This is a genomic window from Actinomyces qiguomingii (assembly GCF_004102025.1).
GTDB classification, from domain to species: domain Bacteria; phylum Actinomycetota; class Actinomycetes; order Actinomycetales; family Actinomycetaceae; genus Actinomyces; species Actinomyces qiguomingii.
In genome coordinates this window covers 3892546-3918990 of sequence record NZ_CP025228.1, presented here as the reverse complement: position 1 = coordinate 3918990, position 26445 = coordinate 3892546, and the positions used below count along the sequence as shown (strand labels likewise).

Annotated in this window: 20 protein-coding genes; 9 read left to right on the top strand and 11 right to left on the bottom strand. The window is 64.3% G+C overall.

What is annotated here, in order from left to right:
- The first annotated feature begins 100 nt into the window (after positions 1 to 100).
- The 5 genes from CWT10_RS16365 to rplI all read left to right on the top strand — a co-directional run bounded on the left by CWT10_RS16365 (position 101) and on the right by rplI (position 4540).
- Positions 101 to 2569 carry a transglycosylase domain-containing protein gene (locus tag CWT10_RS16365; protein WP_103062400.1) on the top strand — a complete coding sequence of 823 codons (2469 nt, stop codon included), beginning with the start codon at positions 101 to 103 and terminating at the stop codon, positions 2567 to 2569.
- A gap of 209 nt (positions 2570 to 2778) precedes the next feature.
- Positions 2779 to 3066, top strand: a complete 288-nt coding sequence (gene rpsF / locus CWT10_RS16360) for a 30S ribosomal protein S6 (protein ID WP_103062399.1) — start codon at positions 2779 to 2781, stop codon at positions 3064 to 3066.
- 25 nt (positions 3067 to 3091) lie between these two features.
- A complete protein-coding gene (locus CWT10_RS16355) occupies positions 3092 to 3703 on the top strand; it encodes a single-stranded DNA-binding protein (protein WP_103062398.1) in 612 nt (203 codons plus the stop codon).
- Between the two features lie 129 nt (positions 3704 to 3832).
- Positions 3833 to 4069 (top strand): 30S ribosomal protein S18, encoded by a 237-nt coding sequence (gene rpsR / locus CWT10_RS16350; protein ID WP_103062397.1) that lies wholly within the window; start codon positions 3833 to 3835, stop codon positions 4067 to 4069.
- Positions 4070 to 4084: 15 nt separating this feature from the next.
- Complete coding sequence (rplI, locus tag CWT10_RS16345; protein ID WP_103062396.1) at positions 4085 to 4540, top strand: 50S ribosomal protein L9; 456 nt, start codon at positions 4085 to 4087, stop codon at positions 4538 to 4540.
- A 991-nt stretch (positions 4541 to 5531) separates the two neighbouring features.
- Here the strand turns inward: rplI and CWT10_RS16340 are convergent.
- Complete coding sequence (locus CWT10_RS16340) at positions 5532 to 8072, bottom strand: sensor histidine kinase (protein WP_103062395.1); 2541 nt, start codon at positions 8070 to 8072, stop codon at positions 5532 to 5534.
- A complete protein-coding gene (locus CWT10_RS16335; RefSeq protein WP_332881180.1) occupies positions 8069 to 8707 on the bottom strand; it encodes a response regulator transcription factor in 639 nt (212 codons plus the stop codon). Before CWT10_RS16335 ends, CWT10_RS16340 begins: the two co-directional genes overlap by 4 nt.
- Before the next feature lie 551 nt (positions 8708 to 9258).
- Here CWT10_RS16335 and CWT10_RS16330 point away from each other — a divergent pair.
- Positions 9259 to 11412, top strand: a complete 2154-nt coding sequence (locus CWT10_RS16330; protein WP_103062393.1) for a hypothetical protein — start codon at positions 9259 to 9261, stop codon at positions 11410 to 11412.
- A gap of 222 nt (positions 11413 to 11634) precedes the next feature.
- Here the strand turns inward: CWT10_RS16330 and CWT10_RS16325 are convergent, their stop codons facing one another.
- The gene (locus CWT10_RS16325; protein WP_233188053.1) at positions 11635 to 13110 is read right to left on the bottom strand and encodes an MATE family efflux transporter; all 1476 of its coding nucleotides are present in this window, start codon (positions 13108 to 13110) and stop codon (positions 11635 to 11637) included.
- 527 nt (positions 13111 to 13637) lie between these two features.
- Here CWT10_RS16325 and dnaB point away from each other — a divergent pair.
- A complete protein-coding gene (gene dnaB, locus CWT10_RS16320; protein WP_103062392.1) occupies positions 13638 to 15080 on the top strand; it encodes a replicative DNA helicase in 1443 nt (480 codons plus the stop codon).
- A gap of 265 nt (positions 15081 to 15345) precedes the next feature.
- On the opposite strand, the gene CWT10_RS16315 is transcribed toward dnaB, so the two are convergent.
- From CWT10_RS16315 to CWT10_RS16295, 5 genes are all read right to left on the bottom strand, one after another.
- Entirely contained in the window at positions 15346 to 16101 is a 756-nt protein-coding gene (locus CWT10_RS16315) for an ABC transporter permease (RefSeq protein WP_233188050.1), read from the bottom strand.
- Entirely contained in the window at positions 16098 to 17003 is a 906-nt protein-coding gene (locus CWT10_RS16310; RefSeq protein ID WP_103062391.1) for an ATP-binding cassette domain-containing protein, read from the bottom strand. Before CWT10_RS16310 ends, CWT10_RS16315 begins: the two co-directional genes overlap by 4 nt.
- The gene (locus tag CWT10_RS16305; protein ID WP_103062390.1) at positions 17000 to 17380 is read right to left on the bottom strand and encodes a PadR family transcriptional regulator; all 381 of its coding nucleotides are present in this window, start codon (positions 17378 to 17380) and stop codon (positions 17000 to 17002) included. Before CWT10_RS16305 ends, CWT10_RS16310 begins: the two co-directional genes overlap by 4 nt.
- A gap of 118 nt (positions 17381 to 17498) precedes the next feature.
- On the bottom strand, positions 17499 to 18350 hold the full coding sequence (locus tag CWT10_RS16300; protein WP_103062389.1) for a hydroxymethylpyrimidine/phosphomethylpyrimidine kinase: 852 nt from the start codon (positions 18348 to 18350) through the stop codon (positions 17499 to 17501).
- Positions 18351 to 18560: 210 nt separating this feature from the next.
- Positions 18561 to 19175, bottom strand: coding sequence for an NAD(P)-dependent oxidoreductase (locus tag CWT10_RS16295; protein ID WP_103062388.1), 615 nt, complete (start codon positions 19173 to 19175; stop codon positions 18561 to 18563).
- 512 nt (positions 19176 to 19687) lie between these two features.
- Between CWT10_RS16295 and CWT10_RS16290 the strand changes: the two genes are divergently transcribed.
- Entirely contained in the window at positions 19688 to 21763 is a 2076-nt protein-coding gene (locus CWT10_RS16290; protein WP_103062387.1) for an alpha-amylase family protein, read from the top strand.
- A gap of 106 nt (positions 21764 to 21869) precedes the next feature.
- Here CWT10_RS16290 and CWT10_RS16285 read toward each other — a convergent pair whose 3' ends face one another.
- From CWT10_RS16285 to CWT10_RS16275, 3 genes are all read right to left on the bottom strand, one after another.
- Positions 21870 to 22124, bottom strand: coding sequence for a type II toxin-antitoxin system prevent-host-death family antitoxin (locus CWT10_RS16285; RefSeq protein ID WP_103062386.1), 255 nt, complete (start codon positions 22122 to 22124; stop codon positions 21870 to 21872).
- Positions 22125 to 22164: 40 nt separating this feature from the next.
- Positions 22165 to 23220, bottom strand: a complete 1056-nt coding sequence (locus CWT10_RS16280; RefSeq protein ID WP_150132766.1) for a hypothetical protein — start codon at positions 23218 to 23220, stop codon at positions 22165 to 22167.
- Positions 23221 to 23498: 278 nt separating this feature from the next.
- Positions 23499 to 24482 (bottom strand): hypothetical protein, encoded by a 984-nt coding sequence (locus CWT10_RS16275; protein ID WP_103062384.1) that lies wholly within the window; start codon positions 24480 to 24482, stop codon positions 23499 to 23501.
- Between the two features lie 276 nt (positions 24483 to 24758).
- On the opposite strand from CWT10_RS16275, the gene CWT10_RS16270 reads away from it, so the two are divergent.
- Positions 24759 to 26384: a DUF262 domain-containing protein gene (locus tag CWT10_RS16270; protein WP_103062383.1), complete on the top strand. Its 1626-nt coding sequence runs from the start codon at positions 24759 to 24761 to the stop codon at positions 26382 to 26384.
- The last annotated feature ends 61 nt before the right edge of the window (positions 26385 to 26445 follow it).

Sequence of the window (26445 nt, the reverse complement as noted above, 5' to 3'; positions counted from 1 at the left end):
GGGTGGAGTAGACGCATCTGACAGGCGAAAATGGTGGCCCCAGGCCGCCTCGGCGTGATGTGATGAACCTGGATGAAGCTGCGGACAGGAAGAGGAGCGCATGCAAGACTCCGCGAATCAGGGTGGCGCCCGGCCCACGGGCCGGAAGCTCGCCCAGGCGGCCAGCGCCGGGCATGTGACCAAGGCGCGTAAGGACAAGAGCCCCAAGGGACGCGGCAATAAGCGTCCCGCGGGCCGCGGGGACAGGGCGGTGGACGGTTCTGCACCCGGCCGGCGCCGACGCCTCAACTATCCGCGTGCCGGCAAGGGGCCGATCCACCGCTGGCTGCCGAGCTGGCGATTCATGCTGGGCAGCTTCCTGCTCCTGGTTGTGATGGCGGTGGCGGGCTTCGCCGTCGCCTACGCCATGATCAGGATCCCCGAGCCCAGAGAGTTCGCCCAGGCGCAGACCACCACCGTCTACTACGCGGACGGCACCACGGTTATGGGGGAGTTCGCGGAGGTGGACCGCACCATCATCGACACCAGCGAGCTGCCCGACTATGTGGGCAATGCCGTAGTGGCCTCCGAGGACCGCAGCTTCTACTCCAACGCCGGCATCGACCCCAAGGGCATTATCCGCGCCTTCATCAATAACATGCGCGGTGGCGCTCTCCAGGGCGCCTCCACCCTGACGCAGCAGTACATCAAGAACTACTACGTAGACACCACCAGTTCATATGTCGGCAAGTTCAAACAGGCGATCATGGCCATCAAGATCGACCGGGAGATGAGCAAGGCGGAGATCCTCGGCTCCTACCTCAACACGGTTTACTTCGGCCGGGGCGCCTACGGAATTGAGGCGGCATCTGAGGCCTTCTTCGGGCATCCCGCCTCCGAATTGACGGTGTCGGAGTCCGCAATGCTGGCCGGTATCCTGCCCTCCCCGAGTAACTGGGACCCCGCACTGGACCCGGATAAGGCCGCCGAGCGCTGGCAGCGCGGGCTGGACCACATGCTTGAGGACGGCTACATCACCCAGGAGCAGTACGATTCGGCCGAACTGCCTGAGACCGTGGCCACGCAGACGCAGGAGACCTACGGTGGCCCCACCGGCTACCTGCTGCAGATGGTGCGCGCCGAACTGGAGACCGATGCGGGTATGAAGCCCGAGGAGATCGACACCGGCGGATACAAGATCATCACCACGATTGACAAGAAGAACCAGGACGCCGCCGTCGCCGCCGTCAATGATTTGCCTGAGGGGGCGTCACCGAATCTGCGTGCGGCACTGGTGTCCATTGACTCCTCCACCGGCGGGATTCTTGCCCTGTACGGCGGTGAGGACTACTTGACCAACCAGGTCAACTCCTCCACCGACGCCGTCGCCCAGGCCGGCTCCACCTTCAAGCCTTTCGCGATGGTGGCGGCCCTGGAGAACGGGGACACGCTCGCCAACGGCTACAACGGCGACTCGCCCATGGTCATCGACGGCGCCACCTTCCAGAACTACCAGAACGCCTCCTATGGATGGTCGAACCTAGTCAAGGCGACCACCTACTCGATCAACACCACCTACCTGCAGCTCAACCGGGACGTGGGACCGGATGAGACCAATAAAGTGGCGGTGCGCGCGGGCTACCCGGAGGACACCCTGGGGTTGGACGCCTACGTTCAGAACGTCCTGGGCTCTGCCTCACCGCATACGATCGACATCGCCACCGCCTACGCGACCTTTGCCGCGCAGGGCACTAGGCATGACACCCACATCGTCAAGTCGGTCACCAACTCTGCCGGCTCAGTGGCCTACACCGGCTCCACAGACGGGGATAAGGTCTTCTCCGACGACGTTATGGCTGATTCGACCTACGCCATGCAGCAGGTGGTCAATGCCGGCTCCGGGACTACGGCGCTTGCGCTGGGGCGGCCGGTGGCTGCTAAGACCGGCTCGTCGTCGGACAACAAGTCTGCGCAGTTCGTCGGCTACACCCCGCAGATAGCTACCGCCGTCACCCTCTACCAGACCGGGGATGACGGCTCGGAGGAGTCCATCACCCCCTGGGGCTACTACGGAGAGATCACCGGTTCGACGTATCCGGCGGACATCTTCACCGAGTACATGACCACCGCGCTCGAGGACTTGCCGATTGAGTACTTCCCCGACCGCACGCCCGGCTCCTACACCCCCGGCGGCTTGTACGGCACACCCGCCCCGGTGGCGCCGGTTGAGACCAACGATGACAACTCCGATAACACCGGGACCATCGAAGAACCCGTTGAGCAGGACACGCAGGAGACTCCCGCCCCTCAGGAGCCGGAGGAGACCGAACCCGCTGATCCGGGCGATCAGGATAATTCCGGCGGGAATGGGAACGGCAATAACAGCGGCGAGATCGATTCGGGCATCGGCGGCGGCAACGGCAATAACGGTGGTGGTTCCGATGACGACTCGGGCGGAAATGACGGCTCCGACTCCGGCAACGGAGGCGACCAGGGAGGCGGTCAGGGCCAGCAGGGTTGGGGCCAGCAGGGTTGGGGCCAGCAGGGCTGGGGCCAACAGGGCTGGGGCCAACAGGGGCAGAACCGCTAGTTCCGGCTGGGCATCGGCACGGTGCGTGGCGCACCACACGCCGGACGCCGTCGTCGTCGCCTTTCAGCCGACCGGCCGCCTCCGGTATGGTGACCGCGGGCCGCTGCGCCCGCACCCGCACCCGCGGGCCGGCGGAGCGGCTGAACGCATCACCCTCCTGTCGCGGAGAGACCGCGACCGCTTGAGACCAGAGGAGGTGGGTACCAAGCATGCGTCATTACGAGATCATGATCATCCTCGCACCCGAGACGGACGAGCGCACCATCGCCTCCACGCTGGAGAAGATGCTGCAGGTCGTCCCCAGCAACGGGGGCACCGTGGACAAGACGGACATCTGGGGCAAGCGTCGCCTGGCATATGACATCAAGAAGAAGTCCGAGGGCATCTACGTGGTTGTCGACATGACCACCACGCCGGAGGTCGCCCAGGAGCTAGACCGTCAGCTCGGCCTGAACGAATTGGTGCTGCGCACCAAGCTGCTGCGCCCCGAGGCCTGAGCGCGAACCGGAACGGAGACAAGCAATGGCCGGCGATACCGTCATCACGATTATCGGGAATCTGACTGCGGACCCCGAGATGCGTTTCACGCCCTCGGGGGCGGCGGTCGCCTCCTTCACCATCGCCTCCACCCCGCGCAGCTTCGATCGGCAGGCCCAGGAGTGGCGCGACGGGGAAACCCTGTTCATGCGCTGCTCGATCTGGCGCGACGCCGCGGAGAACGTGGCCGAATCCCTGACCAAGGGGACCCGCGTGATCGCGCAGGGCCGCCTCCAGCAGCGCTCTTACACGACCCGTGAGGGTGAGAACCGCACGGTGGTGGAGATGCAGGTCGATGAGATCGGCCCGTCGCTGCGCTACGCCAAGGCGCAGATAACCCGCCAGCCCCGCGGGGGCGGCCAAGGCGGCGGCTTCAATCAGGGCGGTCAGGGCGGCGGTTACAACGCCGGCCAGCAGCAGGGCGGTTACAACCAGGGCAACCAGGGCGGTGGTCAGCAGGGCGGCTATCAGGGCGGCCAAGGCGGTTACAGCCAGGGAGGCCAGCAGGGCAGTTACAACGCTCCGGCCGGCGGCGCCGCGGATGACCCCTGGGCCACCGGCGGCTCCACCAGCTTCGCTGACGAGCCTCCGTTCTGATTCAACAGCTGCCGCCGGCAGCGGACCTTCACAGCCCGGCGTGGCCGGGCAGACGCCCCATCAGGCGTCATCCATATCTCGCAATAGACCTACGGGCGCCAATCGGCGCCGCACCCAAGGAGTACCACCATGGCGAAGCCCCAGCTTCGTAAGCCCAAGAAGAAGATCGCACCGGTCAAGGCCGTCAAGGTCGGCACCATCGACTACAAGGACACCGCCACGCTGCGCAAGTTCATCTCGGACCGCGGCAAGATCCGTGCTCGCCGCGTCACCGGCGTCTCCGTGCAGGACCAGCGCAAAATCGCCAAGGCGATCAAGAACGCCCGTGAGATGGCCCTGCTGCCCTACACGAGCTCGGCCCGCTGATAGGAGGCGCACACAATGACCACCAAGCTCATTCTCACCCACGACGTAACCAATCTCGGCTCCGCCGGCGACGTCGTGGAGGTCAAGGACGGCTACGCCCGCAACTACCTAGTTCCCCGCAAGCTGGCCACGCCGTGGACTAAGGGTGCCCAGCGGCAGATCGACCAGATGGCGGAGGCCCGCCGCAAGCGCGCCATCCACTCTCTGGAGCAGGCCCAGGAGGCCCGCGCCTGGCTGTCGAGCAATGTCATCACCGTCACCGCCGCCGCCGGAGACAACGGCCGCCTGTTCGGCGCCGTCACCACCTCTCAGCTGGCCGACGGCGTCAAGGAGGCCGGCGGCCCGGTCATCGACCGTCGCAAGATCGAGGTCATTCCTCCGATCAAGTCCACCGGGCGCCACAGCGCCTCGGTGCGTCTGCACCCCGACGTCGTGGCCCCACTGGAGGTCAATGTTGTCCGCGCTCGCTGAGAGGGATCGCGGCTGACACGAACAAGTAGGTTGTAGCCGACGCGCCGGACGGTGCGTCGGCTACGGCTTTATGCCAGGACGCCGCAGCGGACGGTGCGTCGGCCACGTGCCCGTGCGGCACTTCCGGGGCGGCCGACGCGGCGGTGGTAGAGCTGGCGGTCAGTTACGTGCCCGTGCGGCACTTCTGGTCCGAGAGCGGGGTTGTCGAGGATGTCCTTGTGACACACCGGGACCGGCACTGATGACGTACTGAGACCGGCACTTGTGACACACCGAGACCGGCATTTGTGACGTACTGAGGCCGGCACTTGTAACACATCGAGACCGGCACTTGTGACGTACTGAGGCCGGCACTAATGACGTACTGAGACCGGCGCTTGTGGCGTACAGGGGTGGTGGTGTTTCGGTGTCGGCTGTGGATCTGCGTGACGGTTCGTGCGTTGGTGTGACGGTTCGTGTGTTGTGGTGGACGGTTCGTCACTTGTTGCGACGGTTCGGCACCTAGAGGCCCGAATCGTCGTGGGAAGTGCCGAAGCGTTGGTGCTAAGTGACGAACCGTCGTCGTTTATAACGAACCGTCGTGCGAGGTTCTGGGGTGAAGTGCCGAACCGTCACCCGGGGTGCACGAGCGAACACGCCCCAGGTCCGCGCCCCCCGCAGCGGTGTACGTGCGCCCGAGGACGAACTTGGCCCGGCGAAGACGTCCTCGTCGGCCCGAGAACGTCCTTGGTTCGGCGAGAACGTCCTGTTCAGCCCGAAACCCTCCCCCCGAAGGTCTACCACGCCAATCCGGGGTCGCTCTGGTTTTGTGTGCAGACCGCTGACTTGCGTGTAGCAAACACCGAAAGTGCGTGTCCAACGCCCGAACAGTGTTCGGTGGTTGAAGGCGATGCACCCGTGGCCGAAGCGGCTTGCGGCGGTACGGCGAGCCGGACGCCCTCAGCCTCCGACACCAGTACCTTCAGGTGTCGGAGGGGGCGGATCGTCTCGATCAGTGTTTGGGGGTACCGTCCGGTCCGAGGGTAAGGATCGCGTCCTCGGTGACGATGGACATTAGCTTCGGGTGCTGACTGGGCGGAAGGAGACGTATGACCACCTGTCCTTTGTCCGCGGAGCCGATTGCCTGAACGGCTCGGTCTATGAGCAGTTTCCAAACTTCATCAGGAAGGTTGTCCCGCGCAGTGGCGGCGTCCCCGCGATCATCCAGCAGCACGACGTCGATACCGCGTGCTCTTGCTGCACGCGCGCAATCGGCAACTCGCGTGCCGGTGAACAGGGGAGCGAGTCGCTCGTCTCGTAGTTCGGCTTCGAGTGTTCTCGCCGCGGTGCGCATGCTGTCGGATATGGGTGCGCCTACGGCGAGGGAGATCAGGAGCGGACTGACTCGTCGGCGCACCGAGGTCATTGCGTTTAGCATCATGGCCTCGCTTTCCTGATGCGCTTGGCGTTCAGCGGCGTACTCGGAGCTTATGGCCTCGGCTGCGGCGGTACGCGCGGTTACACCGAGTGACAGGCGTGCTGCCAGATACCAGATCAGCAGGGAGAGGAACTGGCCGAAACCGAGGGTTAAGAGCATTACCGGGCGTTGGCCGGTGGTCAGAACCCATATGCCCAGTACAGCAAGGAAAAGTCCAGTTCCTGCCCAGGCATGTCGAAAGCGCTCCCTTGCGAGTAGGCCGCAGCAAATTATGGTGCTCGCGCCCAAGCACCAATCAGCGTAACTCGGCCGGCTCATTTGATTGATTTGGAAGAGGACCAGCGCGTTGACGATACCGGTCGCCACAGCAACTGCGGAGGATGCGGTTGCGGGTATGACCTTGCGCGGCCATGGCTTGACTATGGTGAAGGCCGCCATGCCAAGGATGGCGAGGCCAACGATTACCGGGACGGAGTGTCGGTATGAACCGAAGGACACCTCCATGGCGGTTACCAGGATGTACAGGAAGAAGATGCAGCATGACACGATCCACGTTGACGGTGTCTCCATGCACGACGCGAGGGAAAGAGGGGATGTACGGGTCTGTGGCACTGGAACCTCCAATCGGGTCTCTACGTTCCTCGTGCCGAGGCGGAGCGACCTATCGGATAGTGAACTTGGCGCCTGGAGGCCTACGTTACTGGTGCCGGGACGGAGCGACCTATCGGATAGTGAACTTGCTGCCTGGAGGCCTACGTTACTGGTGCCGGGACGGAGCGGCGCCGGGTCGGTTCCGACTACGGGTTTCCTGTTGCACCAGGTCAGTGTGACGGTGGTGCCGCGGCCCGGGGAAGAACTGATATGTGCAGTTCCGCCGACGTCCTGCATGCGGTTGATGATTGACTTGGCGATACCGTGTCTGCCAGCTACTACCCGTGCGGGATCGAAACCGCAACCGTTGTCGGACACGGTGACCGTGATGCCGTGAGTATCGCTGCGCAACTCCACCGCGCGCTCGATTGGGCGGTCTGGATAGGGCGAGGCGTGAACCAGCGTGTTGCGCAGCGCCTCCATGGCGGCGGCGGTGATCGCCTCCGCCGCATCCGGCGCGAGTTCCAAGTCGCGAGTGATCAAGGTTGTAAAAGACACCTTGGAGCCGCCAATGCCGCTCAGCGTCCTGTGCAGTTCGTGGAGGAACGCCGTCGATCCGGTAGCGGGGAGATCCCTAGTTGTGGATTCGAGCCTGGTCAGTGCCAGGCGGGCACCGTACCGGAGTTGAGAAGAGGTGAATTGCGCAGTGGGAACTGCTTTAAGGACGGAAAGGATGTGGTCATGAATGAGATTGTCGGCGCGGCGACGTGCGCGCGAGCGCGAAGTGGCCGTACGTAGCTGAATCACTTCGACGTGGCGGCGAGCATCGGCATCGTCTAACGCGGCGGCCTGGGCCAGCAGCCATGTCAGCATTCCCATATTGCCCACAGAGGGTGCGAGATACACCAGTACTTCCTCGATGGCCACGGCTAAGCCGTCTCCCGCCGGATAGGTTGCCACCAGCAGGGGCGATAGCAGCACGATGTACAGGAAGCGGGAGCGCGGTGACAGGATGAGGGTCGCTGCCACGGCGATGCCGAGATAGCAATTCACCAGGACGTTAGGGGTGTGCACGAAGGTGTCGAACTGGCTGTGCGACGGGAGCACGGGGAACACAGCCGCCAGTAGGACGAGTATGACGTAAACGACCAGGGACAGTGACAGCGCGCCGGTCCAGATGCGATCCGCAGTCACTCCCTTCCGACGATCTGTCACTGGTTGGATGGTGTCACTCGGCCGGAGTGTTGGAGTTGACCCGCGGAGCGCAATGCCAGCGGCAATCCCGGCGACCATCGCAGGAGCAACCAGGGCCGGAAGCAGCAGCCAGAAGACGTTCTGGGCCGTCGCGCCTACGACGGCGCTGATAGTGAAGGCAATGTTTACACCGGTTGCGGCCGTAACGCCGCCAGCAACCACCGTGACAAGTCGTCGCAGGCGCAGGGTGTAGGGCCCTGAGGCATGTGCCGACAGGTGGGCGGCGCGATCGGTTGCCGCACTAACATCGGGAGAATCGAAGGCGGTCACTCGTAGTAGCTGGTCAGGCCGATCTTAGCGGCCGCTTTACTGAGTTCTACGCGGCCTCCGTCTTTGAGTAGACCTGCCGCGAGGAACTTGGCTTTGATCTGCGCGATGTAGTGGGTGACGGTGTTCCTGGACAAGTTGAGACTACGGGCCACTCGGTCAGCCGGCACGCCGCTGGCGTATAGGGAAATCACCTCAATCTCGCGGGGGGTGAGCTGCTTGACGAAGTCGTCCTCCATGTCCAAGGCGCGCGCCCAGTCCATGCTCCCGCTCGGTTCGCCCCGGAGCGCGGCCTTGATGGCCTCGATCAGGTCCTCAATGGGGGACGTCTTGTTGACGATCGCCATCACCCCGGCGCTCATGGCATCCCGTATCCGCTTGGGATCCTCGCCGGAGGTGTAGATGACGACGGGGACGGACCGGCTCTCTAGTTCTGCGATGACCTCCTTGGGCTGTGTTCCGTCGTTCAGCCGCAGATCGAGAACTGCCACAGTCCGCCCGTCGGGCCAGGCAACATCGCTCAGGGCTCGTGCCCACGTTACTTCCCAAGGAAGTCCAAACCGGGCAAACTCGCCCCGGCAACCGGTGGCGACAATCTCGTGATCATCGATGATGACTATATGACAGTCGATACTCATCATTCCTCCAGGGTCCGTAGACCCCCGCCTGCCGAGGGAACAAGCGGGGCGCGGGGAGGCCGTCCTCACCACACGCAGCCACTGTAGATGCCGCGGAGACCAAGCGCTCGGCGTGTCGTCAAGCCACCAGTTCTGGTGGGTAAGTACTGACGCACCACATATGGAGCTGGCGAGGTGGTCGGTAACCTCGATACCTTAGACAGTGGCACCCGTAGGCTGAAGCAATCACTTAAGGTGAGGAGGCATGAAGTGGAGGAATGCGATTATGGAATACGTGGAATACTGCACCGGTGTCCAATCCGCACTATGCGGAATACTACGTAGGTGAAGTTCAGTAAAGGGTTGTATCGTCACCTGTGGGCGCCTACTACCAATAGGTCAGTGAAGGCAGAAGGAGCACTACGAGTGCTTCACCTGACGCTTATGAAGCGAGGTTAGGTGTCTGCCGACGCCGGTCTAAACCTGCAAACCAATTTCAATTAGATCGGATGTTGAGTAGCATGAACGTGCCTATGCGTCTCCCGAGATCATGGTCATCATATGTTGTTCCGGTGACCGCCACTCTCGTGGTGTTCTGTTTCGGATGGCTGGCGATGAAGTCGTTCTGGGAGTTCGGTTATCGAAACGAGTACAGTGGTACCCGGGGTCTGCCGTACTACTTGTCGGCCAACTGGGGAGATCCACTGATCCTGCCGGCGATCGGTTTCCTGATCACCTATGAGATTCAACAAAGCTTGACTGCCTGGACCGCCTTGAAACGGAAGGTAACGCTAGCCGGGGGACTACTCGGCATAGCGGTAGGGGCGGCAAGTCAGTTCCAATGGACCCACAGCGGCAAAACCATCCTCAACTGGACCTTCAACCCGGACGGTTCCTTCAATCCTCCGGGGTGGTATCACGCAGTGTATCTTACCGCCATGTGCGGATTCTTGCTTGGTGGGCTAGCCGCATTGACTGCTCTGGGGTTGGGGCGATCCCGCAGCCAGTGGGAACGAGGAAGTGTACTTCGGTACCTTGCAATCGGCTATCTGTTTGTCCTGTTCTCGTGTCTTCTAGCAACCGACAACAGGCGCGGCCTTCAGGAAGTGACCTGGACTGAGGCGTCAGCAACTGCTCAGACCTTGCTGATCCCGCTCATCATGACTGTGCTCGTCACGCTGATTGGAGTGGCGCTGGGCTGCGATAAGAGACTGCTGATCATGTACGTGAGCGTACTCGCGATAACGTCTGCGACGGTACCGACTGCATTATTGCTCCGAGGCATGACTCCAGTTTCGAACGCGGAGGTGGCATACTGTGGAACAGCGGCGTTGTTTGCACTCAGCTTCGTCACTGCTCCGGCGTCGTCACGGTTGCTTGAACAATTGCTGCGCTCTCTTCCGGGCGCGGTTATAGTATGGGTATCTACGCTCGCCGTATCAGGCATGACTATTGAGTGGACTGTTCCTCGGATCGTGATGGCGGTGTTGGTGATTACCGCCGTTGTTGGTTCAGTCGCACTGCTGCCGTGTGCCTATGATGTTGAAAGAATGACGCAGCGGTTGCTCGCCACCGCCTCTTCAGTGCTTCTATTGGTTATGCTGTTCTGTTTCGCCTTGCTTCCTCGTTTCATTTCGAATGTTTCTTGGTGGGTAGGTGCATATGGAGCGTTTGTGGCGTTGGTGGCCGGGCGTTGGATCGTATGGAATTTCGAAGGTGTGACTTCGAAGGAGGAAGAGGTTTCGTTCACCTGGTATTCAGGTGCCTCCGGAAACGCCGGTGTTGATGGGTCGGAAGTCGCGCTGCGCAACGAAAGAGTGATTAGGTATAAGGTGCTTCTTGGTTTTGCGGCTCAGGCGACGGTCGTGTTGTTGCTATTGGTTGTAGCTTACCTGGCCATGCCGGCGGAAGATTCAAGCAAGGCGATACCGAGAGTAATTGCATGCTGCATACTGGTCATGATCATGACGCAAGGAAGTTACTTCTTCTCACGCTTGTCGTTCAGGAGTAATGTTTATGTCTTGCGTGGGATTGACATGACCGTCGGGAATCGTACTCGGGCCTTCGTGGGCGGATTCACCGCAGCCGTGTTCTCCGGATCCTATGGAGTTGTGTTAGCAGTGTGGTCGTCAACGAAGGTGACACTGCTCCACTGGGCTGTATTTTCAGCTCTATATGTGGTGCTATTAGGCTGTTTATGTCGCATGATGCTCATCGGCGTAGACGGTTGGGATGTCCAGCGATGGCCGTGCCTGTCATCGCCGTTGCGTTCGTTGGCTCAGGATCACGTTGTGAGCCTTGCCCTGATGAACATTCTAGGTATTGGCATTCTGATATGGATATCTGATCGCCTGTCTACTCCTTCAGATGTAGCGGTGGCGGGTTTATTCATCACGCTTCCCTTAGCGGCTGTGTATACATTCTTTGTCGCTAATAATATGCATCATATAGACAGAGAGACTGGGCGTATTCATGAACAGATATCTGGACGCTCGGCGTCGGAGGTGTGGCGCGGCGAGCAGTATCTGGTTGATCTTCGGAATCATTGTATAGCCCAAAATAAGATATCGGCACTGATTGTAGTCTCTGCGATGCTGCCGTTCTTTGCCCGGTATGTGGTTGGGAGCCGCGGAGGCTTGGATGATGCTAAAGGGTTGGCGGAACTGTTCCGCCTATACGGGCACGAAGAGCTCTATGAGGCGATTCATCTGAAGCTCAAGCTATGACTGCCATTGGTGCCCCTGCGATGCATAGTCGTGTTGACTTGAGCGTAGGGGTTCGGTAGATGCGCGGGCCCGGTCGAGACTATTTAGATTGCCCTGGCTTCAGCGCGTTTGACTTGACGTTCTGGGTGCTGATGCTGTTGTGGTTGTGTCGATGTTGGCTGATGCTCCTTGGGGTTCGGCTCGTGTTCCCGCCCATAAGCTGGCGGTCCGCGCTCCGATCACTTAGAGCCGCCAGGCGTCGGAGCGGGCGCGCAGGCCCGTCACCAGGGCACGCGCACCCATGAACACCCAGGCGAAGGCCACCCACAGCCACACCAGACCGTCGCTACCGCCGGCTGGCCAGCCGTGGGCGACGATGACGGCTAGTGGCAGATACGGCACCAGGGTCGCCATCTGCGCCACCGCCAGGTAGCGACCGTCGCCCGCCCCCATGAGCACGCCGTCGAACAGGAAGACCGCGCCGGCCAGCGGCATGGCGGCGGCGGCCACCAAAAGCGCCGGGCGAGCCGTCACGATCACCGCGTCCGCAGACGTGAACAGGTGCGGCAACCACGGGCTGCCGGCAGCCAGCGCCACGGCGATCACTGCTCCCGCGGCCACACCCCACACCAGGCAGCGCCGCAGCACCTCATCGACTGTCGGGCCGCCACGCCGCAGAGCCGGTACGGTGGACGCCTGCGAGGATGCCGAAGAGGGAGCCTGGCGCTTAGCCGGATCCGAACCGGAACGCCGGGTGCCCGGGTCGGTTGGTGCAGAGGCCTGATCCGCAGAAGCCTGTGCCGCCCGCTCTGCCTCGGCCCGACCCAGGGCAGTGCCCACAAGCGCCTGCGCAGCGATGGCGAGCGCATCCAGGGCGAAGGCGGTGAAGTTCCACAGTGCATTGACCACCTGATGCGCCGCCAGCGCCGTCGGCCCCAGAGCGGTTGCGGACCACACGGTCGCCAAGATCGCCGCCCGCAGTGACACGGTGCGAACCAGCAGCGGCGCGCCGGTGCCCAACGACGCCCGTAGACCCGCCGCGCGCGGTGAGACCGGCACGCCCGCCGCCCGCGCCGCCTTCACCACGGGACTCAGCAGCGCCACCGCCATGGCGGTCTGCGTGATTGCCGTACCCAGGCCGGAGCCGGCGATCCCCATACCCACCCCGTACAACAGCGTCGCGTTCAGGACCACATTCCCTACCGCCCCGGCGGTGGCAACCACGAATGGTGTACGCGTATCCAACAGGCCTCGCAGCGTGCCCGTGGCCGCATAGACCACCAGCATGCCGGGCAGCCCCGGCGCGGAGGCACGCAAGTAGGCGACGGCCGCATCTGCCACAGCGCCGTCGGCCCCCATGACCCCCACCACCCATGGCGCACCGAATGCGAGCATGCCCGCCGCCGCCAGCCCCAGCAGCACCGCCAACCAGACGCCGTCGACGCCGGCCCGCAGGCCGCCCACCCGGTCGCCGGCGCCGAAACGGCGGGCGGTGGTCGCCGTCGTCGCATAGGCGAGAAAGACGAATAGGCCCACGATCGTGGTCAGCACACTGGAAGCCAGGGACAGGCCGGCCAGGGGGTCGGCGCCCAGGTGCCCCACCATGGCCGAATCGATCAGCACGAACAACGGCTCGGCTATCAGCGCCCCCAGGGCCGGGACCGCCAGGGCCAGGATCTGGCGGTTCAGGGACGGGCCGGGTGGGTCGCCTGCGCGCACGGCGTCGCCGGCCGGGGCTGGCGCGTCGGCCGAGGCCGGAACGGGAGTCTTAGGTGGTGTTGACGAGTTGGACAAGGGGCACTCCGTGGGTCGGGCGGGGCAGTATCGTACGCGTACCTGAGAGCACCCCAGGTGCCACAGGGGCACATGCGGCAAGGTCAATGAGGGCTTGCCGGGAGGACGTCCCTCAGGTCGAGGTTGAGGTTCATCCACAGGATTACCCACTTATCCACAGATTTTGATTTCGGCTTTGAGCATACGGGCTGTGCCTTGAGGTCGGGCCCCTTGAATGGTGGGATTCCCGCAGAATATCGGGATTCCAGCCGGTACGACGGCGTTATACGGGGGAGGCGGGTCCACACCCAAATCGGCGCGTCGCCCACAGGTGAAGGGGGCTTATCCACACCCCGTGGGCATTTGCCCACAGCCTGCAAGAGATTGGCGTTTGCCACGGCTCGCCCGGGCCGCTAGTGTCGCCGCGCTACCCGTCTGGGCGGGGCGTGGCAGGGAGGGGCAGTGACCGAGAGATGACCGATATCGACACCATCGGAACTCGTACCCGCGGTGAACAACGACCGGTCGAAGCCCGCTACGACGGCGCCTTCGACCGCGTACCGCCCCAGGACCTGGAGGCGGAGATGTCCACGCTCGGCGGCATGCTGCTGAGCAAGGAGGCCATCACCGACGTCATTGAGGTGCTGCGCGGCCCCGAGTTCTACAAGCCCGCCCACGAGTCGATCTTCGACGCGATCGTAGAGGTGTACAACCGCTCGGAGCCGGCCGACCCGCTGATCGTGGCCGACGAGCTGACCAAACGCGGCGAACTCGAGCGCATCGGCGGTGCCCCCTACCTGGCCACCCTCATGGCTACCGTGCCCACTGCCGCCAACGCCGCCTACTACGCGCGCATCGTCAAGGAGAAGTCGCTGCTGCGCGGACTGGTGCAGGCGGGCACCCGCATAGCCCAGCTCGGCTACTCCACCGATGCCGGTGACATCGACGACCTCGTCACCCTGGCAGAGGCGGAGGTGTACGCCGTCGCCCACAAGGAGGGTGAGCGGGAGGACTACGTACCGGTCGGGGAGCTGCTCAACGAGGCGAACCTCGAGATCGAGGCCGGGCAGGCCCGCGAGGACGGGCAGATGCGGGGCGTGCCCACGGGGTTCGTGGAGTTGGACGAGCTGCTCGGCGGCCTGCACGGCGGACAAATGATCATCGTGGCCGCGCGCCCCGCCATGGGCAAATCCACGCTCGCCGTCGACTTCTGCCGTTCAGCGTCCATCCACGCCCGCGGCGCCGACGGCAATCCCATCCCCTCGTGCTACTTCTCCCTGGAAATGGGACGCATGGAGCTGATGATGCGCATCCTTTCCGCCGAGTCCGGGGTGGCCCTGAACAAGCTGCGCGGCGGCAGCCAAATGGACGAACGCGACTGGGAGGAAGTCGCTCTCGCCTACAACCCGGTGTCCGAGGCGCCGCTGTTCATAGACGACTCCCCGAACCTGACCATGCCGGAGATCCGTTCCAAGGCGCTGCGCCTGAAGCAGCAGCACAGGCTCGGGCTGATGGTGGTGGACTATCTGCAGCTGATGAGCTCCGGCAAGCAGGTCGAGTCCCGCCAGCAGGAGGTCTCCGACTTCTCCCGGTCGCTCAAACTGCTGGCCAAGGAGTTGGACATCCCGGTGGTCGCCGTCGCCCAGCTGAACCGCGGCCCCGAACAGCGCACCGGCAACAAGCCGCAGATGAGCGACCTGCGCGAGTCGGGATCGCTGGAGCAGGACGCCGACGTGATCATGCTGCTGCACCGGCCCGAGTACTACCAGGAAGAGGAGCGGCCCGGCGAGGCCGACATCATCGTCGCCAAGCACCGCAACGGGCAGACCCGCACCATCCCGGTGGCCTTCCAGGGGCACCTGTCGCGCTTCGCCAACATGGCCCGCGACATCACCCCCGAGCCGGCCTACGAGTGATACGAGTAAGGGCGCTGGGCACCGCGCGCCCGTGCGCGAGGGCTGCGCACAGGCGCTGTCTGGCGCAGCCTGGGCGGCCCGCTGTGGGCGCTGCCGGTGTCCGCCCTGTGGGAGTTCGGTTGAGGCGGGCGTACTCCACGACCTTCGTCGCACTGCACGACCTTGGTGTACGTAGCACGACCCCGGGGCGGTCGTGGAACGTCCCCCGAGGTCGTGGAATATGCGAAGGCGGCCTCTTCTGTCTCACCGGGGATGAGGCCGCGAGTCACTGCGGATCGGGTAGGCGTATCACCCGCAGACGCCATACCCCCAGCAGCCAGGTCAGCACCACCAGCCCGACGGCGAAGCCCACTCCGTGAAGCAGCCCGCGCCAGAGGTAGTCGCCCGCCTGCGCGCCCAGCGCCTCGACGATGTAGCTGGACAGCTCGCGCGTCGACCACAGGGGTAGGACGCGAGTCCACGCGGCGGCCGGGTCCACCAGAAGCTGCAGGGCCATAACCGCCAGCAGCAATAGGGCGCCCTCCAGGTCCCTGGGTACGAGCGCGGCGGCCACAGAGCCCAGGGGTGCGGCCACGGTCACGGTCAGAAGCAGCATGAGCGGCACAGCAGCCGGGTGGGTCAGCCGGTGCCCGATCGTGAGTAGAACGAGTGCGGAGTAGAGCGCGGCAATGATCCAGCCAAGGCCCAAAACGGCTGCGTGCCGTCCCAGGACCAGCGCCGTCGGGCTGGCCCCGCTCGCGGCCAGCCGTAAGTCGATCGAACGCGAGGACACCGACGTGAACAGGGTGAGCGTCGCCGCCGCCCAGCCCAGTCCGATGGACAGCAGACGCAGCGCGGTCCAGTGCGTGTCTACTCGTGCCAGGTAGAAGGTGAGCGGTAGCAGCAGGGCGAGAATCAGCGCCCCGCGCCGTCGAGACAGCTCGTGGACGGTGACCTTGGCGACCAGCACTGCGGTGCGCAGCGGCCGGTGTCCGGAGGCAGGCACAGGCGCGGCAGGTTCGGCGATAACGGCAGCGGTCATGCGGCATGATCCTTCGTCTTGCTGTCCCCAGTCGAGGAATCCGGGGTGGGCAGTTCCACAACGCGATCGACGAAGTCGATGTCTCGCAGCAGGTGAGTGACCAGAAGGACTCCGGCGCCGGAGCCCCGCCAGGCCGAGATGAGAGTCCACAGGTCCTCATACGCCAGGGCGTCCAGGCCCTGGTAGGGCTCGTCCAGGAGCAGCAGTTCTGGGGAGGCGAGTTGAGCCAGGGCGAGATTGAGTTTCTGCTGGGTGCCCCCTGACAGAGTGCGGGTGATTTGACTGCCGTTGGGGCGCCATCCCAGGCGGTGGAGGATCTGATGGCCCGTTGGCACCGCGCGGCTCTGGCTCGCGCCGTCGAGGACCCCGAATAGCCGTAGATGCTCGTCGACGGTCAGCAGCGGAGCGAGGGCGTCGAGTTGCGGCGCGTAGCCGAAGCGCTCGGTCCGCTCCACGCGGCCGGAACTGGTGCGCAGCAGGCCCGCACAGGCCTGGAGGAGAGTGGACTTGCCGGCTCCGTTGGAGCCGACGACGGCGACGATCTCACCCCGTCGTACCGTGAGAGTGAAATTCGACAGGACTGTGCGCCGCCCACGGCGGACGGTGACATCATGCAGTCGCAGTACCACCGGGCCCGGTGTGTGCTCGGTCGCCTGGCTGCCGGCGCCGTCCTCCTTAAGCGCGGAAGCCAGCTCCCGGGCGAACAGGACGGCGGGACCGAAGAGGCTCGCCGGCGCAATGCCGGCGGATTCGGCCTCTGCGCGGGTCTCGGCGACCATGCGCTGCAACTCCCGGGGACTCAGGCCCTGTGCCACCAGCTCCGCGCCAAAGCTTCGGTACCAAGCGGCGTCGGCCGAATCCGGCTCGGAGCGCGGTGAGGATCCGGAGTAGGCGGCGCTCATGAGTGGGCCTCGGCCGCTGCATGGGCGGGAACCGCCCGCCCGCGCGATGGCGTCTCACCCTCCAGGATGGCTGAAACGGCGCTACGGAAGGCAGACCACTCCGCTCGACGCGCGGCGAGTTCGTTTCGGCCGGCGTCGGTGAGCTCGTAGTACTTGCGAGCGGGCCCGGAGTCGGAAGGGCGTGTGGTGGTGGCAAGCAGGCCGCGCCGCTCCAGGCGGGTGAGTGCCGGGTAGAGGCTGCCGCCGGGAACATTCTCCAGACCGGCGGCTTCGAGGCGGCGGGTCAGCGACAGCCCGTAATCGGCACCGCTCTCAAGCAGGGCGAGCAGGCACGGTTCCAGAAAACCGCGCAGGAGGCGTGAAGTCGAGGAGTCCATGTAGTCAGACTATCTAGATAGTAGACAGTCTGTCTACTGGGTGGTGTCGGGTACCTGTCCGGGCGCCGGCGTCGTTGGTCGGCGGTTCGCGGCCGGTCCGGCGCGCCCTCGGGTGCCGTCAGCCCCGGTAGAACCCCTGGTAGACGTAGGTGAAGGGGATGTTGCCGTGCATGCCGGGGTTGACCGACGCGGAGACCACGTTCTTGGCGGTGACGGCGGCCTCCAGTGGGGTGGCGCCCTTGGCCAGCTCCGCGGTGATGGCGGCGGCCAACGTGCAGCCGGCGCCGTGCATGCGCTCGGTGCCGACCGCCGGCACCTCCAGCACCTCCAGGGTCTGCCCGTCGTAGAAGACGTCCAGGGCGGTGCCGGTGCCGAGCGTGGGGCCGGCCTTGGCCACGACGTTGGGCACGCCCAGGTCGTAGATGCGCTTGGCGGCGTCCTTGAGCTGCTCGACGCTGGTGATCTCACCCACTCCGGCCAGGGTGGCGGCCTCGAACAGGTTCGGGGTGGTGACCTTGGCGCGGGGGAGGATCTTGGCGCGCAGAGCGTTGTCGACGTCGAGGGCGGCGCCCGGCTCCTGGCCCTTGCAAATCAGCACCGGGTCAACCACCAGGTTCGGGAACTGGTACTGCTCCAGGGCGGCATCCACGGCGTCGATGGTGGCGGCGGTGCCGAGCATGCCGATCTTGACGGCGTCGATCCGGGAGTGGACGGTGGCGCAAGCCTCGATCTGGTCGGTGATGACCTGCGGATCCACGGGCACGAACCGGTGGTCCCAGTTGTGCTTGGGGTCCATGGAGACGATGCAGGTCAGGGCGGTACAGCCGAATACGCCCACCTGGTGGAAGGTCTTCAGGTCGGTCTGGGCGCCGGCACCGCCGGAGGCCTCGGAGCCGGCGATAGCCAGGGCGATGGGAGGGGTGGCGGGGACAGTGGTGCTTGCGGGGTTGCTCGCGGTGGTGCTTGCCATGCGGCAAAGCATGCCCCGGGTGTGGCGAGTGTCCACAAATCAGTTCGTATGGCGGGACTTCGCCGGCGCGCCGAGTTGGCGAAGCGTTGGCGCCTGCCGGCGACAGCTGTCTCGCCGCCACCGCGACGCGGTGACGGCGAGACACCCGGTTGGGCCAGCTGAGAGACCGGTTATGAGCGGCGCTGGCGCCGCCGTCGGTCCTGCCGACAACTAGGCGCTGGCTACGGCGAAGCGCTCGCCCCGGTGTGCGTCGCGCTCAACCTCGTCGATCAGGGCGATGGCAAGGTCTGCGGGGGACAGCTTCGCTCCAACCGGGTTGTCCTTGCCGACCACGTAGGCGCCGGTGGACTGTTCCGAAGGATAGGTAGGTGCCGGGGAGACGAGAGTCCAGGCCAGGGCGTCCCCGGCCGCGCGGAATGCCTCGAGTACCTCGGAGAATGCCAACGCCTCGGGCCTGACCTCCGCGGGGAAGTCGGGGGAGTCCACCAGCCGGTTGCCGTCGGCGTCAAGCAGTGAGCCGGCGCCTCCCACGATCACGAGTCGCCCCGTTGGGCGGGCGGTTATCAGTGCCTTGAAGGCGTCGACGGTCGGCTGAACGGGGCCGCCGGTGCGGTCGGGAGAGACAGTGACGATGGTCGCGTCGGCGGAGTTGACCAGCTCGACAACAGCGGCGGTGTCGGCCAGGTCAACGATCACGTCCGTGGCGGCACCCTCGGCGTGCCGGCCGGAGCGGGAAGCGGAAGTGACGGTGTGGCCGCGGCGGGCGGCCTCGGCAACAACCGCGGTGCCGGTGTTGCCGGTTCCGCCGATAACGGTGATGTTCATGAGGTGTCCTCTACTGGTTTGGGGGTTGGAACAACGCGAAACTATGTTTTAGATACCAACTACCTCAAGGTGACCATGGAGTTGCTCGTGTCACATCCATCCGGTCCCGACCAAGCCGCCACGGATGCGGCGCCGGACGGAGTCCCGCTCCGGCCGCTGACCTGCTACGACATGCTGTCGCCCGAGTGCCCGTCGTGGATCGGTGGACCCCGCCGATAGTGGCGGTGCTCACCCGCCGGCAGGCCTACGACCAAGCCACCCGTAGCACCCCCACCCGTAGCACCACCGATCAACGAACCCCGCCACACAGCCGAAACTGTCACAAAATGCAGCACTTTCCGCTCGAACCCAGTACAACCGCCCACCACAACCGCGTACTCATGCGGCTCCAAGCAACGACCCCGCAGCGAAACCGATGAAAGTGCTGCATTTTGTGACACCAGCGCCGGCCACCACGGCTTCGTCGTCCGAAAGTGTTCCCGTTGGGCCCCGGAATCGGGGACGATGGAGTCATGACCCCTCCCACGCATGCCGACCCCGCCGGTTCCGCCTCCATCCTCACCACCTGGTCCACTGAAACCGCGGCAGCGGCGGTGCCCCAGGAGGTCCGTGACGCTGTTGATGCCGCCCTGGCGGCCGCCGACCTGTCCCGCGCCGAGCGCGAGATCTTCACCACTCGCGTTGAGCGCTGGTACCCGGACGTGGTTGATGGCCTACTCACCTTGTACGGTGAGCCCGCCGCCGGGCGCACCGCCGTCCGCCTGTTGGCCGAGGCTGCTCGCAGCTATGCCGCGCGCAGCCCTGAGCTGCGCCACCTCGATCTGGCCCGCACCCTCGACCCCGCCTGGGTGCAGGACCCCTCCCGCATCGGCTACTCCGGCTACACCGAACGCTTCGCCGGAGACCTGCGCGGCGTGGAGAAGCGCATCGGCTACCTGCGGGAGCTGGGTGTCAGCTACCTCCACCTCATGCCCCTGCTCACCCCCCGCCCCGGCGACTCCGACGGTGGTTACGCCGTTGCCGACTACCGCTCCGTGCGCCCCGACCTGGGTGACATGGACGACCTGGAGCACTTGACGGGCGAGTTGCGCAAGGAGGGCATGAGCCTGGTCATTGACCTAGTGCTGAACCACGTGGCCCGTGAGCACGAGTGGGCGCGGCGCGCCCGCGCCGGCGAGCAGCGCTACCGCGACTACTTCCTCATCTACCCCGACCGTACCGAGCCCGACGAGTACGAGCGCACCCTGCCGGAGATCTTCCCCGACTTCGCGCCCGGTAACTTCACCTGGGAGGAGGACCTCGATGGCTGGGTGTGGACCACCTTCAACTCCTTCCAGTGGGACCTGAATTGGCGCAACCCCCAGGTGATGGAGGAGTTCGTCGAGATCGTGATGGAGCTGGCCAACCGCGGTGTGGAGGTGCTGCGCCTGGACGCGATCGCCTTCACCATTAAGCGCAAGGGTACCGACTGCCAGGGGCAGCCCGAGGTCCACTCCATCACCGAGGTGCTGCGGGCGCTCACCCGCATCGCCTGCCCGGCCATCGCTCTGAAGGCGGAGGCGATTGTGGCCCCCACCGAACTGCTGCAGTACCTGGGGCAGGGCCGCTACACCGGCAAGGTCTCCGACCTGGCCTACCACAATTCGCTCATGGTGCAGGTGTGGTCCATGCTGGCCAGCCGCAGCGTGAGCCTGGCCGCCCAGACGCTTTCCTCACTGCCAATCGAGCCCTCCACCGCCACCTGGATCACCTATGTCCGCTGCCATGACGACATCGGCTGGGCGATCGACGACGCCGATGCCGAGGCGGTGGGCCTGAACGGCTACCTGCATAGGGTCTTCCTAGCGGACTGGTACACGGGCCAGTACCCCATGAGTGACGCCCGCGGCATCACCTTCCAGTACAACCCCGTCACCAACGACCGGCGCACGGCCGGCACCGCCGCCTCCCTGATCGGGATTGAGGCCGCCGCTGAGGCGGTGGCCGGGATTGACGAGCACACTCCCGGCTGGCGTGAGGAGGAGTTGCGCTCTTGGTTGGAACAGCGCTTGAACGCCATGCGTCTGGCCTACGCCATCATCTACGGCTGGGGCGGCATCCCGGTGCTGTGGAGCGGAGACGAGTTGGCACAGTTCAACGACCCGAACTGGGATACCGAGCCCGGTCACGAGTCCGACTCCCGCTGGGCGGGCCGCCCGCGGCTGAGTGAGGCTGCCGTGGCTGAGCGCCGCGACCGCTCCACGGTGTCCGGCCGCGTCTTCACCGACCTGGCCCACATGGGGAAGGTGCGGGCCCGCCTGCCGCAGCTGAGCGCGGATGTGCGCACCGTCGTGGCGCCCGTCGACGACGACGGCGTTCTGGTCACCTTCCGCGATCACCCGCGCGGCAGCTTCGTGGGCGTGTACAACGTGACTCCGGACTGGCGCTCCGTGCCCGCGACGCGCCTGGCCGAGTACGGGGTGCTCGGGGCGGTGGATGTGCTCACGGACACGGTGCCGGCGGGATCCACCAGCCTGGAGGGTGCCGGCGACGGCCAGGTGCCGGTGCCGCCTTATGCCGCCTGGTGGCTGGTGCGCTCCACCGACTGAGGCGGCCCGGCGGCTGCGTGAGGGTCCGGCTTCAGCTGGCGTAGCGGGGCCTCGCCCCGGTGTCTGAACGTGCGCAGTTCGGAGACGACGTTGGTGTCAAGCAGCATCAGTCCAGCGCCGCGGCCCGCGGGAGGTCGCTGGCGGGCTCGATGTCCAACTCGATCTCGGACAGTCCCGACATGAAGAGTGCCTCCAAGACTCCTTTGTTCTCTGAGGTTAGGCGCCGATACTCCCCAATGGATAGCAAGACATGCGCGGGGACGCCGCGGTCGGTGATGAGGACCGGGCCCTGGCGTGAAGCCCGCTTGGCCGCGGAGACGTTTTGATTGAACTCCCGGCTTGACATGGTGGTGGCTGTCATCGGTTGCGGCTCCTTTCTAAGCACCGACGTTGTAACGACATTACGTCGGTGTGGACTTGGGGCTCTCACCGTTCGGCGGCCTCCTGGCGCGCCGGATCATGAACTGGAGTTGCGAGGCCTTTCTATCCTCACCGAGTTCGGTGAGGATGCTGATCGCCTCAAGGACTGCATCGCGCCCCCGGGTTTCATCACCCCAACCACTGGCGTCGAGAGCCTCAAGCTGCGCATCTGTGAAGAACTCCGTGTAGAGAGGGGTTGTGGGCGTGAGTAGAGCCCACCACAGGACGACGGACAGCCAGCTGAATCTAAACAGTCGCGGAGCCGTGCCTACATCCTTGAGCTCATTGAGTGTGAGGGGACGGCCAAGCAAATCGACGAGCCATGTCGCAACCTCCGCATTGACCCTGTGGCTGATGCCTGTTCCTTCAAGTAGGAGCCGGGCAACCCGCTCCCTGTGGCGGCCGCGTTCCTCCTTGCCGAGGTAGATGCGTCGGGTGTAGGGGAGGAACGGGTGCAGCAACTGTGCACGGAGTCGGTGGCTTTCGTCTGCGTAGAGAAGCGTGTAGAGGATGTTGGCGAGGACTTCCGTGTCGTCGACGAACCCGAGAAGCACGGTGCGCGCAGCCGGGTCAAGGGTGGGGTAGTCTCTTAGGCGGCGTAGGACAACGTCGTGAATGAGGTCGGTGGTACTTCGGTACGTCGCCGCCTCAGGCTGTTGGACGTCGGCTGACTCGCGGGGGACCGGACCGGGTATGCGGCTTCTGTTTGGCAAGGAGGGAACGAGTACGCTGAGGGTGTCAGCCCCGAGTTCTTCGTTCTCGTGCCGCGAGATGATTGTGGCTTGGATAACCGCGTCGGCGACCTGGTCCACCGCATATTTACGCGTCTGCCTGTGTTGGATGCGGCTGGCGTGATCCAGGATGGTTTTGAGGTCGTCAATGGTCACGCACGAACTTGTCGGTGATGAGTGGTCGGTGAGCAGCTCTGCGAGGTCCCTGTACGTGACTCCTACGGAGGTGATGACGTGCTCGCTGACGGGCCGGGGCTCCTCTATGTCTAGGTAGTAGGCCGGATGGAATAGTTGGTCATTGGGCAATTGGCGAGGGTCGCGAAGGCGGCCACGGATGAGATGTGATGCCGGAGAATCGGTGTCGATGTCTTCGATATTGCGGTTGTTGAGCAACTCTAGAAAACGTCGGTCGAGAGAACTGCTGTCGCGTAGCACCTCTTTTAATAGTACAGAACTTACTCGGGGTGCCTTGTCGCTCCTTTGGAGGTATTCAAAGATAACCGACCTCTTCCCTGTGGCAATGTGCTCCGCGGTGTCCCACATCCTTCGTAGGTGGGCAATTCGGCACTGGTAGATGAGTTGAGTCAGGGTATGAGCCTTTTTGCTGTCGCGACGTTCCGAGATGGCGTGAATGAACGTGAAAAGCTTCTCCCCATGTTCGGCCTGCTTGTATATATTTCGTGCACTGCGAGAGTTGAACGTGGCACGCAACGCGTCGTCGAGTTCCTCAGGTTCCCCGTCAGCGCTCTTGCGAAGAGGTCCACGGTCCACTTCGTGAGACCCCGTGTTTTCTCACGCTGTTCCTGGACATCGAGGCGAGTGATCCTCGTCAGGGCGCGGGCGTAGAAGTCCTCGACGTCCCTCTTGATGATATAGCGCACGTAACCCGGACTGAGAAGACGGATCATCGAAGCGCGTAACATCAGCGTGAGGTTAAGCAACAGCGAGACTGCGACGACGGCGAATGCTGAGCACCACAGGGACAGTGTCAGCAGTCGGACAGGGATAACAATGCTAAGTTCCCCGATGATAACCTCGAGGGGACGCGGGAATGTGAGCGTCCACGAGAAACTGTCGGTCAGAAGTGGCTCGGCCGTCGGGACCGTGAATAGGAAGACAATGAGGAGGGGGAAGATGGGAGCCCACAGGAAGCCCGTTATGCCCGAGCGCGTCACAAGGTAGTCGTGCTCGTGCTGACCTAGGTATGTCGTGGTGTTCTGACTTGTCCGGTCTCGGACCGCGCCTGCACTGGTAGTGACGGTGAAGGTGATCAGGACGATTAGACCGAAGGCCGAAGCCAGCATGACCTGACGAGGCGAGGCGTCGGCGCCTGTCACCTCCTGCCAAAGCGGTGACTCCGGGTGACGGAGAACCCAGGTGGTGGCGCCTGCGAGGAACAGCACCGTGGCGACCTGCTCAAGAGGCCCGAGGCGTAGCCCTTTCGTCAGGTTGTCTAGGAACTCGGTAACAGGGGTAAGCCAGCGCCCCAAAAACGGGATTGTCCGCAGTCGGACATAGGTGAAGATGGCGCAGAATACGATGGTGGCGATCAGGGTGGCAAGAAGCATCTGGATAGCGGTCCTTGGGTGGCTTCACTCGTATCGATCAATCAACTATAACCAACGCTGTCAAGCCTGGCAGCAAATGGCCGCCATAGTTGTCGTTACCGGGTTGATCGCGCATCCGCCCAGCAACGATGCTTGTGGGGCGCGGGTTGCCGAGGTGAACGAATTGCGCTGGGGTTCCGCTTCGAGGGTCGGTGTTCCGATGTGGGCGAGCGCTCCGCCGACTGACGATGGATCGCCACCCGCGCTTGTGTCGTACGTCCGTGGCATGATCGCGGTATGGAGAGTACCCAGGCACTGTCGAGTAGCGAGGCCTACACAATCGCCGAGCTACGCGCTCTCGTGAAGTCGGGAGGACTGCGCGTGCCTCAGTTCCAGCGGTCCTTCCGATGGGACGGGAAGGACGTGCTCAGCCTCTTCGATTCGATCATGCGTGGGTTCCCCTTTGGCAGCCTGCTGCTGTGGCAGCGTGAGGCCGAGGCGGAGGATCTGCTTATCGGTGCGCTTCATGTTGAAGCCCCGGCGCGGTCGGATGCGCTGTGGGTTGTCGACGGCCAGCAGCGCGTCACCAGCCTGGTCAACGCGATCGATCCCGAAGGCGCGCAGGATCCGCGCTTCGCACTGGGATACTCGCTGCGGCAGAAGGCCGTGGTGGGCGGCCGCTCGCTCGATGAGCCGCTGGTGATCCCATTGCCAGATCTGTTCGACTTCTCCCGGGCCCTCGCCTGGCTCGCGGACAACCCGGACGCCGCCGATCAAGCAACGCACGTTCAGGAAATGGCGGGCAGGCTTAACCGCGTGACTGTGCCGGCCACGGTCATGAAGCAGGCAGACGAGCAGACGCTCCGTGAGGTGTTCGACCGGATCAATTCTCGCGGTAAGCGCCTGAACGCGGCGGAGATCTTCAACGCCATCCACGGCGGGCCCGAGGCGGGAAACACCACCTCCGGCATCGCCGCCGACGTTGATGCGCAGACCCGCTTCGGCATACTGGATGACAAGGTCGTGGTCCAGGCGATCCTGGTGCGGCGGCACACGGATATCACTAGGGACGTGCACGGAGAGTTCTCCGAAAGTCGTCGTCGCGTGAGCGACTTCCCCGTGGAGAGCGAGGCGGAGGCCTACCGGGCCACGGAGCGCGCGCTCGTGCAGGCGGCGCGTTTCTTGCAGGAGCGCTGCGGGATTCCGCACCTGGTGTTGCTGCCCTTCCGCTTCCAACTGCTGGTTCTCACCCGGTTCTTCGCCCTCTTCCCCGAGCCGGCCGACCGCAACCTGGAACTGCTATCCCGTTGGCTGTGGCGCACGAGCGCGGGAGCCGATACGCTGGGTATCAGTGGCTCACAGACGGACCTGCGCGACATGGCGGCGCGGGTGAAACTGGGCCAAGAATCCACCTCCGTGCAGCGGCTCCTTGAGGCAGCCGATCTCAGTGGGAGCCCGCAGCCGCCGGACCTGAGGGTCTTTCGTGCGACTCGCGCGGACTCCAAGATGATTCTCGCGGCATTGTGGAACCTTCACCCAGTGGATGTGCGCACCAATGAACCACTCACCATCGAAGTCTTGGCTGAGCAGCTGGAGGGGGAGGCGACGCCGCGCGCCGTAGTAGCCGACCTCGTGCCCCCATCGGATCTCAAGGACCAGGATCCGGTGGTGGCGTCGAAGCTCATCTCCGTGCTGGATCGGCGCGAGTTGCTGACGGCCCTAGATAAACAACTTGACCTGGGGTCCCTGCTGCTGGATGAGACCATGCTGGAGCGGCTGCAGGCCAATGAGTTCAGCGACTTCCTGCGACTGCGCGCCGAGGCGTTGCAAAGGTATCTGACCGAGTTTCTGACGGCGCGCACCGCCTGGGGACAGGAGGACACGCCTCCGCTATCAGACTACGTGTTTGACGAGGAGGTCTAGCTGTGAGTGATTCAGTGTATGCGGTGTTGCTGCACGCCGAGCGCGTGGCCTCAATTCACAG